The sequence below is a fragment of the Archangium violaceum genome (assembly GCF_016887565.1).
Lineage (GTDB): Bacteria > Myxococcota > Myxococcia > Myxococcales > Myxococcaceae > Archangium > Archangium violaceum_B.
Map to the genome: position 1 here is coordinate 262,357 of NZ_CP069396.1, position 15,676 is coordinate 278,032.

15 protein-coding genes are annotated in these 15,676 nt (G+C 69.8%); 8 read left to right on the top strand and 7 right to left on the bottom strand.

Annotation, left to right across the window (positions count from 1 at the left end; all coding sequences use genetic code 11):
* Positions 1-163: 163 nt before the first annotated feature.
* From JRI60_RS01165 to JRI60_RS01185, 5 genes are all read right to left on the bottom strand, one after another.
* Positions 164-1,099, bottom strand: a complete 936-nt coding sequence (locus tag JRI60_RS01165; RefSeq protein ID WP_204223955.1) for a sigma-70 family RNA polymerase sigma factor — start codon at positions 1,097-1,099, stop codon at positions 164-166.
* 21 nt (positions 1,100-1,120) lie between these two features.
* Positions 1,121-4,129 carry a serine/threonine-protein kinase gene (locus tag JRI60_RS01170; protein ID WP_204223956.1) on the bottom strand — a complete coding sequence of 1,003 codons (3,009 nt, stop codon included), beginning with the start codon at positions 4,127-4,129 and terminating at the stop codon, positions 1,121-1,123.
* 104 nt (positions 4,130-4,233) lie between these two features.
* Entirely contained in the window at positions 4,234-4,869 is a 636-nt protein-coding gene (locus JRI60_RS01175; protein ID WP_239470276.1) for an SDR family NAD(P)-dependent oxidoreductase, read from the bottom strand.
* A 239-nt stretch (positions 4,870-5,108) separates the two neighbouring features.
* On the bottom strand, positions 5,109-5,477 hold the full coding sequence (locus JRI60_RS01180) for an STAS domain-containing protein (protein WP_204223958.1): 369 nt from the start codon (positions 5,475-5,477) through the stop codon (positions 5,109-5,111).
* A 149-nt stretch (positions 5,478-5,626) separates the two neighbouring features.
* Positions 5,627-6,928: an MgtC/SapB family protein gene (locus JRI60_RS01185; protein ID WP_204223959.1), complete on the bottom strand. Its 1,302-nt coding sequence runs from the start codon at positions 6,926-6,928 to the stop codon at positions 5,627-5,629.
* Between the two features lie 155 nt (positions 6,929-7,083).
* Here JRI60_RS01185 and JRI60_RS01190 point away from each other — a divergent pair, with 155 nt between their 5' ends.
* The 3 genes from JRI60_RS01190 (at position 7,084) to JRI60_RS01200 (ending at position 9,544) form a co-directional block, all read left to right on the top strand.
* Entirely contained in the window at positions 7,084-7,356 is a 273-nt protein-coding gene (locus tag JRI60_RS01190; RefSeq protein WP_204223960.1) for a hypothetical protein, read from the top strand.
* Positions 7,357-7,551: 195 nt separating this feature from the next.
* Positions 7,552-8,298: a hypothetical protein gene (locus tag JRI60_RS01195; RefSeq protein ID WP_204223961.1), complete on the top strand. Its 747-nt coding sequence runs from the start codon at positions 7,552-7,554 to the stop codon at positions 8,296-8,298.
* A gap of 259 nt (positions 8,299-8,557) precedes the next feature.
* The gene (locus JRI60_RS01200; RefSeq protein ID WP_204223962.1) at positions 8,558-9,544 is read left to right on the top strand and encodes an Rpn family recombination-promoting nuclease/putative transposase; all 987 of its coding nucleotides are present in this window, start codon (positions 8,558-8,560) and stop codon (positions 9,542-9,544) included.
* Between the two features lie 8 nt (positions 9,545-9,552).
* Here JRI60_RS01200 and JRI60_RS01205 read toward each other — a convergent pair whose 3' ends face one another.
* Both JRI60_RS01205 and JRI60_RS01210 read right to left on the bottom strand, forming a co-directional pair.
* The gene (locus JRI60_RS01205) at positions 9,553-9,933 is read right to left on the bottom strand and encodes a VOC family protein (RefSeq protein ID WP_204223963.1); all 381 of its coding nucleotides are present in this window, start codon (positions 9,931-9,933) and stop codon (positions 9,553-9,555) included.
* 46 nt (positions 9,934-9,979) lie between these two features.
* Positions 9,980-11,305, bottom strand: coding sequence for an MFS transporter (locus JRI60_RS01210; protein ID WP_204223964.1), 1,326 nt, complete (start codon positions 11,303-11,305; stop codon positions 9,980-9,982).
* Positions 11,306-11,489: 184 nt separating this feature from the next.
* On the opposite strand from JRI60_RS01210, the gene JRI60_RS01215 reads away from it, so the two are divergent.
* The 5 genes from JRI60_RS01215 (at position 11,490) to JRI60_RS01235 (ending at position 15,668) form a co-directional block, all read left to right on the top strand.
* Positions 11,490-12,611: a hypothetical protein gene (locus JRI60_RS01215; protein ID WP_204223965.1), complete on the top strand. Its 1,122-nt coding sequence runs from the start codon at positions 11,490-11,492 to the stop codon at positions 12,609-12,611.
* Between the two features lie 9 nt (positions 12,612-12,620).
* Positions 12,621-12,794, top strand: coding sequence for a hypothetical protein (locus JRI60_RS54290; RefSeq protein WP_204223966.1), 174 nt, complete (start codon positions 12,621-12,623; stop codon positions 12,792-12,794).
* A 39-nt stretch (positions 12,795-12,833) separates the two neighbouring features.
* Positions 12,834-13,235, top strand: a complete 402-nt coding sequence (locus JRI60_RS01225; RefSeq protein WP_239470277.1) for a phage holin family protein — start codon at positions 12,834-12,836, stop codon at positions 13,233-13,235.
* A 109-nt stretch (positions 13,236-13,344) separates the two neighbouring features.
* A complete protein-coding gene (locus JRI60_RS01230; protein WP_204223967.1) occupies positions 13,345-14,595 on the top strand; it encodes a hypothetical protein in 1,251 nt (416 codons plus the stop codon).
* Between the two features lie 104 nt (positions 14,596-14,699).
* On the top strand, positions 14,700-15,668 hold the full coding sequence (locus JRI60_RS01235; protein WP_204223968.1) for a DMT family transporter: 969 nt from the start codon (positions 14,700-14,702) through the stop codon (positions 15,666-15,668).
* The last annotated feature ends 8 nt before the right edge of the window (positions 15,669-15,676 follow it).

A 15,676-nucleotide genomic window follows, 5' to 3' on the forward strand; every position in this document is an offset into this window, starting at 1 on the left:
CGTCCATGACGCGTCGTGAAGTGGAGCGCCCAGGGTAGAGGATGGGCGGGCCGGAGCATAGGCGGACATGGCTGCGTCTCCAGTCCCTGGCGAACGGATGCGACCGCCTGCCTGCTCGTCATCCCGGAGGGAGGAATCCCACCCCGGCGGACCAGCGTGGGCGTCAGCTTCCCTGGAGCGCTCGGGTGAGGGTGATGGCCAGCTGGCTGCGCACCAGCTCGAGGATGTCATTCAGCTCCTCGGCCTCCACCTTCAGGAGTGATTGCAGTTCCCGCTGGGTCGCGAGCAGCAGCCGCGTTCGGGCGTGCGTCAGCCAGCGTGCCATGGTGATGCGGTGCACGTTGTACAGCTTGCCCAGCTGCTCCTGGGTGGCTCCTCCCACGAAGTGCAGGCGCAGGATGTTGAGCTCCTGGTCCGTGAGCGTGTCGAGCGCGGCGCGGAAGGCCCGCTGGAATGCCTCGCGGTACTGGCTCTTGATGAGCTGGAGCTCCGGGCCCGCGCTGTCCGTCCTGAGCCCGGTCGCCAGACGTTCATCCAGCGGAACCTCGGCCGAGGCGCCGCGACGCAGGTTGATGGCCGCCCGGAGCGTGACGGCGCGCACCCAGCCCGCCAGCGGGCCCGTGCCCGCGTAGGACGCGATCTTCGGGCCACTCCGCTCCCGGCGCAGGAAGAGCCGCTCGCGCACGGCCTGCAGCGCCTCGTCGACGAAGGAGGGCGATGGATCCAACCGCCGCAGCGCGGCGCTCATCTCGGCGCCGAAGCGCTGGTCGAACTCGGCCAGGGCCACGGGGTGGCCCGCGGCGCACCCCAGCGCCAGCACGACGTCCGCGGCGTGGATGGACCGCAGCGTCCCCAGTGCATCCCCCGCTGGCGTCACCTGACGCAGGAGTGCCTCGAGGAAGTCGTCATCCGTGACCTCGAACCGTGTCCGGGCCTGGGCGCTCGCTTCGAAGAGCGCGTGGAGCACCGGCCCCAGCTGCTCCTCCTTCTCCAGTGCGCGCGCGGCCGGAGAGGGAAGCAGCGCGAGGGCTCGTGCGCGGAGCTGTTCCGGAGAGAGGTCGGTCTCGGGAGGAGGGGCAGGCGGCGAGGGTGATGTCATGGAACCGCCCGCAGTCTAGCCTCAGGGAGACGCGGGATGGGCACCGAGCCATGCGTCCGCCTCGGTACGGGCGGCCTCATCCAGCTGGTCTCGCAGTTCGAGAATCCGCTGACGCGCCCGCCCTCTATCCGCGCCGCCGTTCTCCCACTGGAGCAGCGCCAGACGGAACCGCGTCTCCGCCTGCTCCGGGCCCAGGTTCGCATGCCGCTCGAAGATGGCGAGCGCTCGTTCCAGGGAGGTGCGCGCCTGGGCGAGCCGCCCCAGTCCGGCCAGTGCCAGGCCCACCTGGTAGTGAGCCGTGGCCACATGGGGATGCTCTCCCGGGAACGAGGCGGTGAAGATCTCCAGCTCGCGCCGGAAGTGCTCGAGTGCCTCGGTGTACCGCCCCAGCTTCATCAGCGAGATGCCCATCGAGTCCAGCGACACCCCCACCAGCACGTGGCGGGGGCCGAACTTCGTGGTGCGCAGGGAGAGCGCCTCCTGGTTGACCGCCAGCGCCTCCTCGAATCGCCCGAGGTGCCTGTACACGGAGGCCATGTTCGTGAGGACATTGGCCAGGGAATCCGAGTCCTGCTCCTTGCTCGCCCGCTCGATGTCCACGGCGCGCTGGAACGCGGTGAGGGCCTGCTCATTGTCTCCCAGCTCGTTGAGCAGGGCGCCCAGGTTGGCCAGCGTCTGGGCGTAACGGGAGGATTGTTCACCCGACAGGCGGGCGTAGATCCGCAGCGCCCGTTCATACGCCTCGCGTGCTTCGGGGAGCTGATGTCTGTGTTTGGCGATGATGGCGAGCAGGTTGAGCCCCGTGGCGAGCTTCAGGGTCTCGGGCCCCCAGTACCGCTCGCTCAACACCAGGGAGCGATGGATGGCGGTGTAGGCCTCATCCAGGCGCCCCTGCATGTAGCGCGAGGCGGCCAGACCGTACAGGGCTCTGGCCAGGGCGGGCGCGTCCGGCCCGAGCCGCTGCTCCAGCGCCGTGACGCGCTCCTGGTCCAGCGCGGCCGCCTCGGCGTACTTCCCCTCTCGGTCCGCCAGCCCCGCGCGAGTCCCCAGCAACTCCGTCTCCAGGAGCAGGTCCCGGTGGCCCAACCGGTCGAGCTTCGCCTGGGCATAGTCGATGCTGCGGTGCGCCTCGGCGAACTCCTTCTTATCGGTGGCGTAGATCAGGGCCAGCAGCGTCCAGGCTCGCGTGGCGAGCGTGTCCTCGTGCCCTCTCTCCGCTCGGAGCGCCGCCTGGCGGAGCCGCTCGAGCGCTTGCGGTATCTGCTCATCCAGGCGCAGCAGCTCTCCTTCGAGGAGGAGCACCTCGGCCTGCAGGGGAGGGTAGGCCAGCGCCTCGGAGGCCCGGGTCAGTGCTTCGGCGCGCGGGAGCGCCTCCTTGAGGTGACCCAGCTCCTTGAGCGTCTCCAGTTCCGCCAGCTGTCCGCGCAGTGTGAGCACCTGCTGCCGGACGGAGGCATCCTGGGGCAACCCCGGAGCCTCCAGCAGGGCCGCCGCGTTGGCGCACTCGCTCAACGAGGGGAGCGCATGCACGGCGTCCAGCGCCTTGTCCGCCGTGGCGCGATCGGCGTGCTCCAGCTGACGTGCCAGGGCCGACATGCGTTGCAGCGCGTGCTCCAGACACAGCATGCGGCGATCGAGCAGTTGCTCGGACTGCTCACCCCGGACGCGAGTGGCCTCGCAGGCCTCGCGGTGCATGGAGGCCCAGTCCGAGGTGTAGCCATCCACGCGCTGGGTGAGCAGTTCCCAGGTCCGTTCCGCACCGGGAGCCCCGCTGGCCAGCAGCCCGCGGCGCACGTTCTCCCGGGCCGCGGCTCCCCACGCGGACTGGACGCGGGCGGGCCCTCCGGCACACAGCTGGGCCGAGCGGTACGTCCACTGCGCGAGGCCCGCTCCCAACAACCCCAGCAGCAACACCCCCGCTCCCAGCAGCGCCGCGACGCGCCTGCGCCTCCGCGCCGGGTCCAGCTCCAGGAGGGCCAGCAGCGCCTCCATGGAAGGGTGGCGCGCCGAGGGCTCGGGCTGGAGCCCGCGCACGAGCGCCGCGTGGATTCGCGCGGGAATCTGCCGCTGAGCGGGCGCGGCGCGCAGGCGGCCCGCGAGCACTTCCTGTCTCAGCGCGGCGGGCGAGTCGCCGGCGAAGGGGTGCTCGCCATGGAGCGCCTCCCAGAGCGCCACGCAGAAGCTGAATTGATCCGTAGAGGGGCCCGTGGCCGCTCCCAACCACTGCTCGGGCGCCATGTAGCGGGGGGTGCCGGCCTGGGCGCCCGACAAGCTCGAGGGCTGGGCCTCCGTGCGCACCTGTCCCGCTTCGGCTCCGGGGAGCGTGTCCGGTGTGACTTCCGTCACTCGCGCCAGGCCGAAGTCGGTGACGCGCACCCGGCCCTCGCGCCCGAGGAGCACGTTGTCGGGCTTGAAGTCGCGGTGGACGAGCCCCACCGCGTGGGCGGCGGCGAGCCCCCGGCCCGCCTCCGCGAAGCAGTGCAACACCCGCCGCCAGTCGTGGGAAGCGGCCGACAGCCACGTCCCGAGCGTCTGCCCGTCCACCAACTCCATGGCGACGAATACCTGCTCGCCCTCGGTGCCCACGTCGTAGACGGTGACGACGTTGGGATGGGACAGCCGGGCCAGCGCGCGGGCCTCGCGTTGCAGTCGGAGCCGTCCCTCGGGAGAAGAGGCGCCATGAGGGCCGTGGGGCGACAGCAGCTTGAGCGCGACCTTGCGGTCGAGCTCCGGGTCATACGCCGAATACACCACACCCATGCCACCGATGCCGATGGGGTCGAGCACCAGGTAGCGCCCCATGGCCGTGCCGCGGGACAGCACGGGCGCGGGTTGGGGCGGTGACGAGACGCTGGCCGCGGGGCCGTTCTCCGCGACCAGTGCCGACACCACCTCGAAGCACACGCTGCATCGAGCCAGGTGTGCTTCGAGCGCCGAGCGCTCCGTGTCGGGGAGCGAGCCGGTCGCGAAGCCGACCAGTACCTGCTCGGGGGGGCACCCCACCGCCCCTGATGAAGACGATTGGCTCATGGAGACACGACGAACTGACGGGAGCACCTTACCGCTCAGGGAGCGCTTCTGGCACCCGCGCCCGTCCGCCGTATCCTTCGCGACTTCTGGGAAACTGGGACCTCTCAGACGGCGGTGTAACCGCCATCGGCCATCACGACGGAGCCGGTGACGAAGCTCGCGCGGTCAGAGGCCAGGAAGGCGATCACCTCGGCGATCTCACCCGGCTGGGCGACGCGGCCGATGGGCGCGGCCTTTCCATGCTCGACCAGGAACTGGCGGCCGTCCGGCCGGACTTCATCCAGGATTCCGGTCTCCACGTCGCCCGGCGCGACCGCGTTCACCCGCACGCCATGGGCGGCGTTCTCGATGGCGAGCACCTTGGTCAGTTGGGCGACGGCGCCCTTGGAGGCCGCGTAGGCGGAGATCGTCGGCAGGGCGTAATAGCAGGCGTAGGAGCCGACGTTCACGATCGACCCGGCTTCCCTGGGGATCATCGCCCGCAGCGCCTCGCGCGCATGGACGAACATCCCGCGCGCATTGACCGCCATGAGCGAGTCCCACTCGTCGACGGTCATGTCGACGGCCAGCTTGTTCAGGATCCGCGCGGCGTTGTTCACGAGGATGTCGACCTTGCCGAAGCGTTCGAGGGCGAGGGCCACCGCGCGCCGGGCGGTCTCTTCTTTCGAATGGTCTCCGAACCGGTGGACCCACCTCTTCCTCCGTACCACGACGGAGCGATGGCGCATCACCGGGTCCATGCTTCCGCCGGGCGGCGGTGTTCGATCAATCGAACCTACATATCTAGATTCTTCGGCTGTTCCGTCAGTGCGTCGAACGCCATATTGCATCCGTCCCCGGCGCTGCCGGATGGCTGTGCCGCGACGGAATGAATTCCGCGTTCGGCTGTCAGTGGAGCGTTCAACTCGTCACTGCCACGGGTTCCGGGGCGGGACTTCGCGGGGGGGTCGTCGCCGACGACGGGAGGAAGGGCCGCCGCTCAGTCGTCGAGGTCCCGATGGTCGCGCACCGGGGAACAGGAGGGGCACTGGCTCCGGCGCGCGGGCGCGAGCGTGTGCGGGTCGATGCTCAGGTATTGGAGCACCCGCGCCGGGTGGCTGGGAATCCCCCGCGTCTTCAGATGGAGCCCCGGCAGCCGGGCCAACCCCTGGACGAGCAGATCCAGGGCGAAGTCCTGGAAGGTGTTCACCCTGCTGAAATCCAATTCCAGGTGGCCCGCGTCGGCCTGGCGCTGGAGGAGCGCCAGGACATCCCGGGCCGCACTGGCATCGAAGGTTCCTTGCAGTTCGATGCAGGAGCACGCGGAGAGACGCTCCCGCTCTTCTTGGATGGGTGTGGACGGGTTCATGGACGGTCCTCCTTTCCAGGACACCCTGTTTGAAAGTCGCGTGCCAGCCGAGCCGCCCGGAAAGTCGGGGCGCCGGGCGAAAAGCGTGCGCTTCCGCACACTGCGGCGTGCAGTCGTTGCGCCCCCACACCGCGGGTTCTCTCATCGACTCACAGCCAGTACGTGGTGCCGAGCGCCAGCGCGCCCACCGCCAGCGTCGCGCCGAAGGCGAGCAGCACCCACCGGCCGAAGCTCCACCCGCCCACCACCGTCGCCATCACGCCCTTGGCGAGGGTGTTGGAGACCGTGCCCAGGAAGATGGTGGTGACCGCCACCGCCTCGGGCAGGGATCCGCCCTGCGCCAGCTTCGCCATGGAGAGGGTGATGGCGTCCACGTCCGTGAGCCCCGCCAGCACGCCGGCGAGGTACGCACCGCTTCGCCCGAGGTACTCGGTGGCGGCCCGGGCTCCCAGCAGCACCCCGGCGAAGAGCAGGGTGAACTTGAACGCCGAGCCCAGGGCGAAGGGATTGGCGAACTCCACCTCGGCGCCCTCGCCGCGCACCTCGCGCGTCTGGCGGTAGAAGAGGACGCCAGCCCCGAGCAGCGTGAGCGCCATGGCCCCCATGGGCACCGCCACGAGCCGCAGCAGCGGCGGGTGCACCACCGCCACCTCCACCATCACCCGCGCGAACATGAGCGCCGAGGCCAGCAGCACCGCCAGCGCGCACCCCAGGCGCAGCTCGCGCGGCGCCCCCTTCGCCCTCCCGGAGAAGGACAGCGTCACCGCCGTGGAGGACACCAGCCCGCCGATGAGGCCCGTCACCACCAGTCCGCGTCGCGAGCCCAGCGCCTGGATGGCCACGTACCCCGCGAAGCCGATGCCCGCGATGAGCAGCGTCAGCCAGCCGAGCTGCCTCGGGTTGAGCACGTCCAGGGGCCCGTAGGTGGCGTCCGGCAGCAGCGGCACCACCACCACGGCGACGAAGAGCAGTTGCACCCCGGCCGACACGTCGCGCCGCTGCAGCCGGCCGATGAAGGCGTGCAGCACGGGCTTCATGGACAGCAGCAGGGTGGCCACCACCGTGAGGCCCGCCACCGTCAGCACCTTCACCCGCGGCGAGCCGAACACGCCTTCCGTCAACGCCAACACGCCCAGCAGGTAGCTGAGCAGCAGCGCCACCTCGGAGGTGAGCCCGTGCGAGTACCCCTTGCGCACGTCACCCGCGTAGGACACCACCAGCAGCGCCCCCACCGCGACGAGCGACACCAGCAGCAGCCACGGGCCGAACTGCCGCGCCACCAGCGCCGAGGCCGCTCCCGCCAGTGACACCAGCGGGTAGGTGCGCGAGCCGCCGAGGAAGGACTCCTTGCCCTCGCGCGGGTCCGGCGCCGAGTACTCCCGCTCCTGGCCGATGAGGAATCCGGCCGCCAGGGCGAGACCGAGTGAGAGAAACGGCTCGTAGGTGTCCATGTGATTTCCTCTATCAGATCGCACCCCGCGTTCGTGTAGCGCTTCCCCCCGGGCCGTCACCAGGGCCAGGGCAGGTGTCAAAGAATTTCTGACACCCGCGCAAGCGCGCCCGAGGGTGCCTGTTCTCGCGGTATTTGATTGGCATTCGGGTTGGGTTGCTTTCCAAGACCCTCTATGTCGGACCAGGGAATGGCTCGGTGCTCTTCGCCTGGAGCGCTGGCTTCAAGGTTTCCAGCCTCGAGACGGGGAGGGCCTGGAGCGGATTCCTGGCCCAGGACACGTGCCTCACCAAGAGCAACGGGACCAAGGTCATCTGCGCGGCCATGGGCACCAACTCCTCGGGCGGAGCCACGAACTGGCTGCAGTTCGACGCCAATGGCTACGTCTACGTCGTCTCGGGCAGCTGCAAGGTGCTTGGCTCCTGTTAGATGCGGAGTGCCGAGGCGCGCCGTGCTGCCCCCGTGAATTGAGAAAGCGACACAACGAACAGGGTGGGTGCCAATCCCCGGTATGGATGCACCTGCCCACCGCGCCGGCTGTCGATCGCATGTGACATCCCGGCGCCTGCCTGTGTCTTACGGGCAATCGTTCATGACGAACGAGAGCATCAAGGACACAGCTCGATGAACTCCAATTCCAGGAACCTGCTCCTTCTCCTTTGCATGGCGGGTACCGCCGCGTGCGGCCCCGAGGCCGCGCAGGCAGGCAATGGCGCGCCGCTCGGTCTCAGCCAGCAGACGCTCAGCCCGCCGCTGCAGGATTCGCAGCAGTGCAACCTGCCCGCCGGCCGTTACGTGGTGGCGGCGAAGCCGACCACCCTGGCCAACGTCTACGACGTCTCCTTCTACAATGACGCGTACGACCCCAACAACAAGCCCTCCACGGGCTGCAAGAGCATGATCTTCGTGTGGAACGAGGCCACCAACCCGGTGCCTCCCACTCCGCCGCAGGTGGAGCAATTCAGCATCCACCTGTTCGAGGGGTGGTGGTTCGGCTCGTATCCCGCCACGGGGCAGCGGCGCTTCGCGGTGAAGGCGGTCTGGCGGACGGAGAACCGGGTGTCCGTGTTCCCGACCACCTATCAGGCTCGCTTCTTCACCTACGGCGAGTTCTACGACTACGGCGCCACGTTCAACGTCATCAGCCCGGGCGTCGATCAGAACCACAGCGTGTGGAACTACATGGCCTCCGCGGGTCAGGATCACAACACGATCACCATCACCCCCTGGAACACGGACTCCACCATCGTGCAGTCGCTCTACCTGGCGTCGGGCACGACCCGGCTCGGAGGCTTCGAGCTGGTGCGCAACTACGATGGAAGCTGCCCGGCGGGCTACACCTGCGCTCCGCTGCCGCCCAACGGATGGTAGCCGCCGTCCGTCGTTCATGACCTCTGGCGCGAGGCGCGGTTCCGCACGCGCCAGCGGAGCTCCTCGGCGCCTCCAGCAGGGTTTCCTCGAGCCCGCGCCCGTCTGGAAGCTGGGCTTCCCGTGTCCAGGCATGCGTTGTTCTGCCAGACGGGCCGAGACAGGGCCGTGATGGGGTTCACTCCGCCATCGTGAAGACTGTCACAGCCTGCGGTGCGGTGTGGGTGAGGTGGCCCGTTGTGTGCTTGGGGAGCGGTTCGCCATGTCTGGACCGCATGACCTCTTCGCCCGTTACACCTTCGGCCACCCCGAGCGGGCCGCCGCCGAACTACGCGCCGTGCTGCCTCCACAAGTCGTCTCGGCGGTGGACTGGTCGTCCCTGCGGCGAGAGCCAGGCAGCGTGGTGGACCCGGAGTTGAGGGAGACGGAGAGCGACCTGCTCTTCTCGGCCCGGTTGCGCACGGGCCAGCCGCTGCTGCTGTACGTGCTGCTGGAGCACCAGTCCACGGTGGATGGGTGGATGGCGCTGAGAATGCTGCGCTACGTAGTGCGGCAGGTGGAGCGCTGGCGCCAGGAAAACCCCGAGAGAGCCCTGCTGCCGCTCATCATCCCGCTCGTCATGTACCACGGGCCGGAGGGGCGCTGGACGGCGCCGCGCCGGGTGGAGGACCTGTTCGATCTACCTGAAGAGGAGCGGGAGCGATGGGGCGAGTTGGTGCCGCGCTTCGAGTACCTGCTCGATGACCTGACGGCCGAGCGGGAGGAGGCGTTGAGAGAGCGCCCGGGCCCACCGCTGGCCCGGCTGGCGTGGCTCGTCCTGCGTCACGGGCGTAGTGAGGAGTTGGCGCGGAAGTTGCCGGAATGGGTGGCGCTCTTCGCCTTGGTGCAGGAAGGCCCGGAGGGAGCCGAGCATCTGGTGGTGCTCCTCCGTTACCTGCTGTGGGTGGGGGACGAGGCAGTCCATGAAGCGGCCAGGCGGGTGTTACATTCGGTGCTGGATGAGCAACGAGCGGAGGAGCTGATGCGAAGCTATGGCGAGCAACTCATCGAGCGGGGACTCCAGCGGGGGCTGACCCGAGGGCGTGCCGAGGACATCCTGCGGATTCTCGCCGCGCGGGGAGTGAGCGTCGACGAGGAGGCCCGCCAGCACATCCTCACGTGCACGGACGTGGCCACCCTCGACCGTTGGTTCGACCGTTCCCTGAACGCCACCACTCTTGCCGACGTGCTGGATGACCCCGCGGTGTGAGCGAGCCGTCACCAGCCGCCGTAGGGAACGGTGATGGCCTCCATGTAGTGACCCGAGGGGTCCTGGAAGTAGACCCCGCGGCCTCCGTCGTTGGTGTTGATCTCATTGCGGCGCTGGCCGCGCGGGTCGGCCCAGTGTTCGATCCCCCGGTCGCGAATCTTGGTGATCAGCGCGTCGAACACGTCGTCCGACACGAGGAACGCATAGTGCTGGCCGGGGAAGTCGGTATCGGTGCTGATGTAGTCGAGCGATACCCCATCATCCAGCGTGACGGCCTGGAAGTGACCGACGGGTTTCGGCTCGGGCAGCCCGAGCAGCTCGGCGAGGAATCGCGCGGAGCGCACCTTGTCCTTCGCGGCGATGATGGTGTGGTTGAAACGGACGGTCATGGATGGGTCCTTGTCGTCTGGCTTCAGGAACTTCGTGGATACTCCCCTACGAGGCGCTCACCGCGGCGAAGCGCGAGCGGCCCACGCTCAAGAGGTAGATCGCCACCAGGAGGCCCACGCCACACAGCGCCGCCACGTAGTATGCGGGCGAGAGCCGGTTCGTGTTCGTCAGCAGGGTGACCGCCGGCGGCGTCAGGCCCCCGAAGATGGCGTAGGCCACGTTGTACGAGAACGAAATCCCCGAGAAGCGCACCGCCGCGGGAAAGGCTCGCACCATCACCGTGGGCACAACCCCCACCACGCCGACGCAGAACCCCGTCAGGGCATACAGCTCGACGAGCCGCTCCGGCGCTCCGGCCACGCCGCGATAGAACAGGTACACCGTCACGAGCAGCGCGATGCACCCGGCGCCCAGCGCCCGCCCGACACCGAAGCGATCCGCGGCCAGTCCGAAGGCGATACATCCGAACGTGAGGCTCAGCGTGGCCATGCTGTTGGCCTTCAGCGCGTGGGTGGGGGAGATGGCGTAGTGTTGCTGGAGCAGCGTCGGCGTCATCAGGATGACCACCACGATGCCGGCGGTGAGCACCCAGGTGAGCAGCATCGACACCGTCACCGCGACGCCGTGGCCGCGCAGCACCGCCTTGATGGGCAACTCCCGCACCAGGGCCTTGCGCTGGCGCATCTCCTCGAAGACCGGCGTCTCCGCGAGCCACCGGCGCAGGAACACGGCGAAGAAGCCAAACACGCCACCGAGGATGAACGGGATGCGCCAGCCAAAGGTCCGCACCTCCTCCGGGGTGTAGGCCTCGTTGACCGCCCTCGCCACCAGCGAGCCCAGCAGGATGCCGAACGTGAGCCCCGCCGTGAGCGTTCCGCAGGCGAAGCCGACACGGCGCTCCGGCACGTGCTCGGAGACGAAGACCCAGGCTCCCGGCACCTCGCCGCCCACCGCCGCGCCCTGCAGGACGCGCAGCGCCAGCAGCGCCAGGGGCGCCGCGTACCCCGCAGTGGCGTAGGTCGGCAGGATGCCGATGAGCAGCGTCGGCACCGCCATCATGAACACGCTCAGCGCGAACATGCGCTTGCGGCCGCTCCGGTCTCCGAAGTGCGCCATGATGATGCCGCCCAGCGGACGCGCGAAATAGGCCACCGCGAAGACCCCGAACGTCTGCAACTGGCGCAGCACGTCCGACGTGTTGGGCGGGAAGAACAGCTGGCCGATGACCGGCGCCAGGAAGACGTAGATGATGAAGTCGTAGAACTCCAGGGCGCCGCCCAGCGCGGCCAGCGCGAGCGTCTTGGCATCCTGGCGGGTGAGCGGGCGCTGGGCGGCCGGCTGGCCAGCGTCGGGAGTCGGGGAAGTCGGCATGGGCGGATGAGAGCGTGACAGGCACCGGGCGGGCAAGGGCCAGCAGCCAGCCAGTCGAGCCTGGAGGTCCGGACCGCTCGCGCTTGCCCAGTCAGGGGAGCTCGGCACGGCTGCCCTGCCTTGCCGGGAACCGTTCAGGGTCACACGTTTGGCCCCAGGTGGAATGGAGTCCGGGAGGACGGGAATGCTGCATCCGCTGGTGGCGCTGCTGGCCGTGGTCAGCCTCGGCACGGCAGGGGGAGCGACGGAACAGTCTCACGGCCCGAGCGAGACCGGGGCGGGGGGGAGCGTCGTCCAGTCGCCCCGGGACGAGCTGACACGCCTGCGCGAGGAGAAGCGTCGGCTCCACCAGCGCTTGAGCGAGCTGCGCGCGGAGGAGGGGCGCCACCAGGAGGACTCGGAGCATGCCACGGGCGGCGCGGGCGAGGCGGGTGAGCCCGAGGCCCCGGCTTCCTCCGAGCAGGCGGCTCCACCCTCCGCGGTTCCACCCTCCCAGGAGCAAGCGGTGTCCGAGGAGCTCCGCGCGTTGCGCCAGGAGGTGGCGGAGCTGCGCCAGGCGGTGATGTCGGCCGAGGCCCGCTTCGCCAGGCCCGTGGAGCCCGTGAAGCCCCCGGAGGCGAAGTCCGAGCCCGAGCCCCCCTCCGAGCGCGAGGCGGCGTTGGACCTGCTGCGCAACTCGGAGGTACTGACGGTGCAGAACGCCAGCCCCCTCGAGCGCCAGGTGATGGGCGAGGTGATGGTGGCCAACCGGACGCAGACGGGGGAGGTGGGCTTCGTCCTGGAGCCGCGGGTGCGGGTGGGCACACCGTGGAAGGTGGAGTTCGGCGCGGGCGCGCAGTTGCAGAACCTCGCGGGCGAGCAGGAGGGCACCACGGGCGCGGTGGAGGCGTACGCCCTGGGCCAGCTCGTCGAGGAGAAGCGGGCGGTGCCCCAGGTGGCGCTGCTCGGCGAGGTGACGAGCCCGCAGGGGGACGAGGGCGTGAGCGCGGAGGCGCGGGTGCTGGCGACGAAGACGTTCGGCCAGACGCGGCTGCACGGCAACGTGGGGTACCGGGCGAGCCAGGACTCGCCGGACGATTACCTGCTGGGGCTCGCGGCGGACCACCCGATCGGGGACCGGCTGCTGCTCCAGGGGGATGCGTATTACGTCAATCCCCTGGGGGACGAGGAGGCCTCGGTGAACGCGAGCGTGGGCACGGGTGTGCGGGTGGGCTCGTCGTTCGTGGTGACGGGGGCGGTGGGGGTGAACGCGACGGCCGCGGACGTGGCACCCCGGCTGCTGTTCGGGGTGATCGGCCGCATCTGAGGAGGCGCCATGCCGATTCTCTACCTGTTGCTGGGACTGGGGCTGCTGGCCTTGTGGGTCGTCGCCCTGGTGCAGGGTGGGGTGGTGGGGTGGTTCCTCTGGTTGACCTTCGGGGTGGCGGTGGGCGTGGTGCTGCTGGCCATCCTTCATTTCGCCTACGAGCGGAGGCGCGAGGTGACGTGAGCCGGGCCGCGTGCGGCGGTGGTCGAGAGGAGGCAGGCCGTGGAGAGCTGGAAGAGTCCCGAGGCGGGCATGTCGACGAACGAGCTCGTCCGCCGGGCGATGTACGAGGCGCGATTGCTGGCGAAGGCGGAGCTGCTGCACGCGAAGGTGGAGCTCACGAAGGAGGCGCGCGCGGCGCGCTTCTCGGGGGTGTTCCTGGGCGGAGCGGCGGCCCTGTCGGTGGTGGGCCTGGCGCTGCTCTTCACGGCGGGCGCGGCGGCGCTGGCCCTGCCGCTCTGGGCGGGGGCGCTCCTCGCCGCGGGTGTGGTCTTCGTGCTCGCGGCCCTCTGCGCGGCCATCGGCTGGGTGAAGCTGCCGAAGAAGCCCATGCGGCACACGCTCGAGCGCCTGTCGATGGACCTGGAGGAGATTCGCCAACACGTCGAGCGCACCCGGCACTGAGGCACCCGGGAGCATCCGGTGCTGGCACGGCCCCGAGCCGGGCCGCTAGGGTCTCGCGTGCAGGGGGGAGCCATCGGGGCTCCCGCGGACATCTCCGGAGACACTGACGATGCGGCTGCGCGCGATGCTTCTGCTGGGCCTGCTGACCGGCTGTGCCACCACGGCCTCCTCCAGGTCCGAGGCTCCCTCCGGGGCCTCCGCTCCGGCACGGGCCCCGTCCGCCGCCGGGCCGAAGCTCGATTTCAAGGCGCTCTCGGCGCGCGAGCTGGCTCCCCTGTCCAGGCAGCAGGTGTCCGCGCCGGATGGCTCCTTCACCGGCGAGGTGGAGACGGCGGGCACTCCCACCTTCCAGCAGCAGCAGGGCTTCCTCGTGCTCAGCGTGCCGCTCGGCACCCGGAGCCCGCTCACCTGCTTCATCTACTCCGAGCCCCTGGACGCGGGCGCGGCCATCCACCGGTTGCTGTCCATGGTGGGCCAGCACACGGACCTTCAGCTCGCGCGCGCCACGGACGTGCGGCTCATCGGTGACGCCCCCGCCGTGTTCGCCGAGGCGCAGTACCTCGTGGACACGCCCCAGGGGAAGGCCGTGGGCCAGGCCAAGCTGATGGTGCACGTGGACGACCAGGTGCCGCTGGTGTGCTCGCACGACGAGCTGGGCTATTCGGAGAGCTTCGAGCGCATCACCAGTGCGCTGGCCAGCTCGCTCACGAGCTCCACCGCCGGCAAGCGGAAGGCCTCGCGCTACTCCGAGTTCCACCTCGTCCGCGTGGAGGGCCGTCCGGTGGGGTTCGAGAAGCGCGCCGTCCGCGACTCGGCGGGGGGCGCGAAGCTCACCGAGGTGGAGACGAGCCTGCTGCTGCCGCGCACGGCTCGCGAGCTGATGGTGCAGGACACCGTCTCCACGGAGCTGACGGACAAGGACGGCAGGCTGGTGGCGCGCGACTACGCCCGCTCCACCAACGGCGAGCTCGACATCCAGATGTCGCTCGAGCAGGTGGGCGGGCGCGAGTACCACTACGAGGGCAAGCACAGCGGCAAGGAGCTGAGCGGCAACTTCACCGTGAAGACGGACCTGTCCACGAGCCCGTCCACCGCGCGGCTGGTGCGCGAGCAGCTGCTATCGGGCAGGAAGAAGGAGCTGACGCTGCGGGTCTACGACCCCGCGGCCAACCCCATCGCGCCGGTGGACCAGGTGTTGAGCAGGGAGTCGGACAAGGGCCGCGAGCTGAAGATGAAGATGGGTCCCCTCGAGGCCACCCTCACCGTGGACGTCCAGGGCCTGGTGGAGAAGGCCGAGCTGCCCTTCACGGGAGACCTGCGGATGGTGCAGGAGCGCGTGAGTGTGAGCGGCTCGCCCTGACGGGCTCCCGCTTCTCGGCCCTCCAAGACATTCGAATCGGGGCGGTGGCTCCTTGAACGCGCGGTCCATGGCGGCGGGAGGTTTCGCGTGGTACTGGCGCCGCCATGTCCGCTTCCGGGGCCTCGCGTGCCCGCCTGCTGTTCGCCTACATCGCCTGCTTCGTCCTCTGGGGCTCCACCTGGTCCGTGGTGAAGGTGGGACTCGCGGACCTGCCACCGCTGCGCTTCGCTGGCACGCGCATGCTGCTCGCCGGCCTGGTGCTGGTGCCCTTCAGCGGTCTGCGCCGCTTCAGGCCCGATGCCCGGACGTGGTGGATGCTGGTGGGCGTGGGCGTGCTTCAGATCGCCCTCCCCTACGGGCTGCTCTTCGTGGCGCAGCAGTGGATTCCCTCCAGCTGGTCCGCGCTCCTCTTCTCCACCTATGCGGTGTGGCTGCTGCTGGTGGGCCGGCTGCTGTTGCCCGACCAGCCGCTCACGCCGCTCAAGCTCGGCTCCGCGGCACTGGGGCTCGCTGGCATCGTCGCGCTCCAGTACGAGCACCTGCGCGGCCTCGGCTTCTCCGGCCTGGTGGTGGTCGGGTGCGTGCTCACGCTGCTGGCCACCGTCTCCATCTCCGTGGCCAACGTGCTCGTCCGGCGCTCCCTGGCGCACGTGTCCACCAGCCTGTCCGTGTGCGTGCAGACGCTCAGCAGCTCCGTGCTGCTGCTCGGCGCCTCGTTCGCCTTCGAGTCCCACCTGCCCGGCCACTGGACGCCTCGCGCCGTGCTCGCCATCGTCTACCTGGCGGTGGGCGCCACCGCCCTCACCTACCAGCTCCTCTTCTGGCTGCTGCAGCGCGTGCCGCTCGCCGTCATCGGCGCCATGCCCCTGCTGGACACGCTCGTGGCCGTGTTCCTCGGTGTGCTGATGCTCGGCGAGCGCGTGGACTCCTCGCTGCTGGTGGGCGGTGCGCTCATCCTCGCCAGCGCGGCCCTGGCCAACCTCGCGCCCTCCTCGTCCACTCCGCCTTCCGACGCGGCCCCCGGGACGCCCCGCTCCGAGCCCCTGGCTCCCTCTCCCCGCGAGGCGACCTGAGGCTCGCC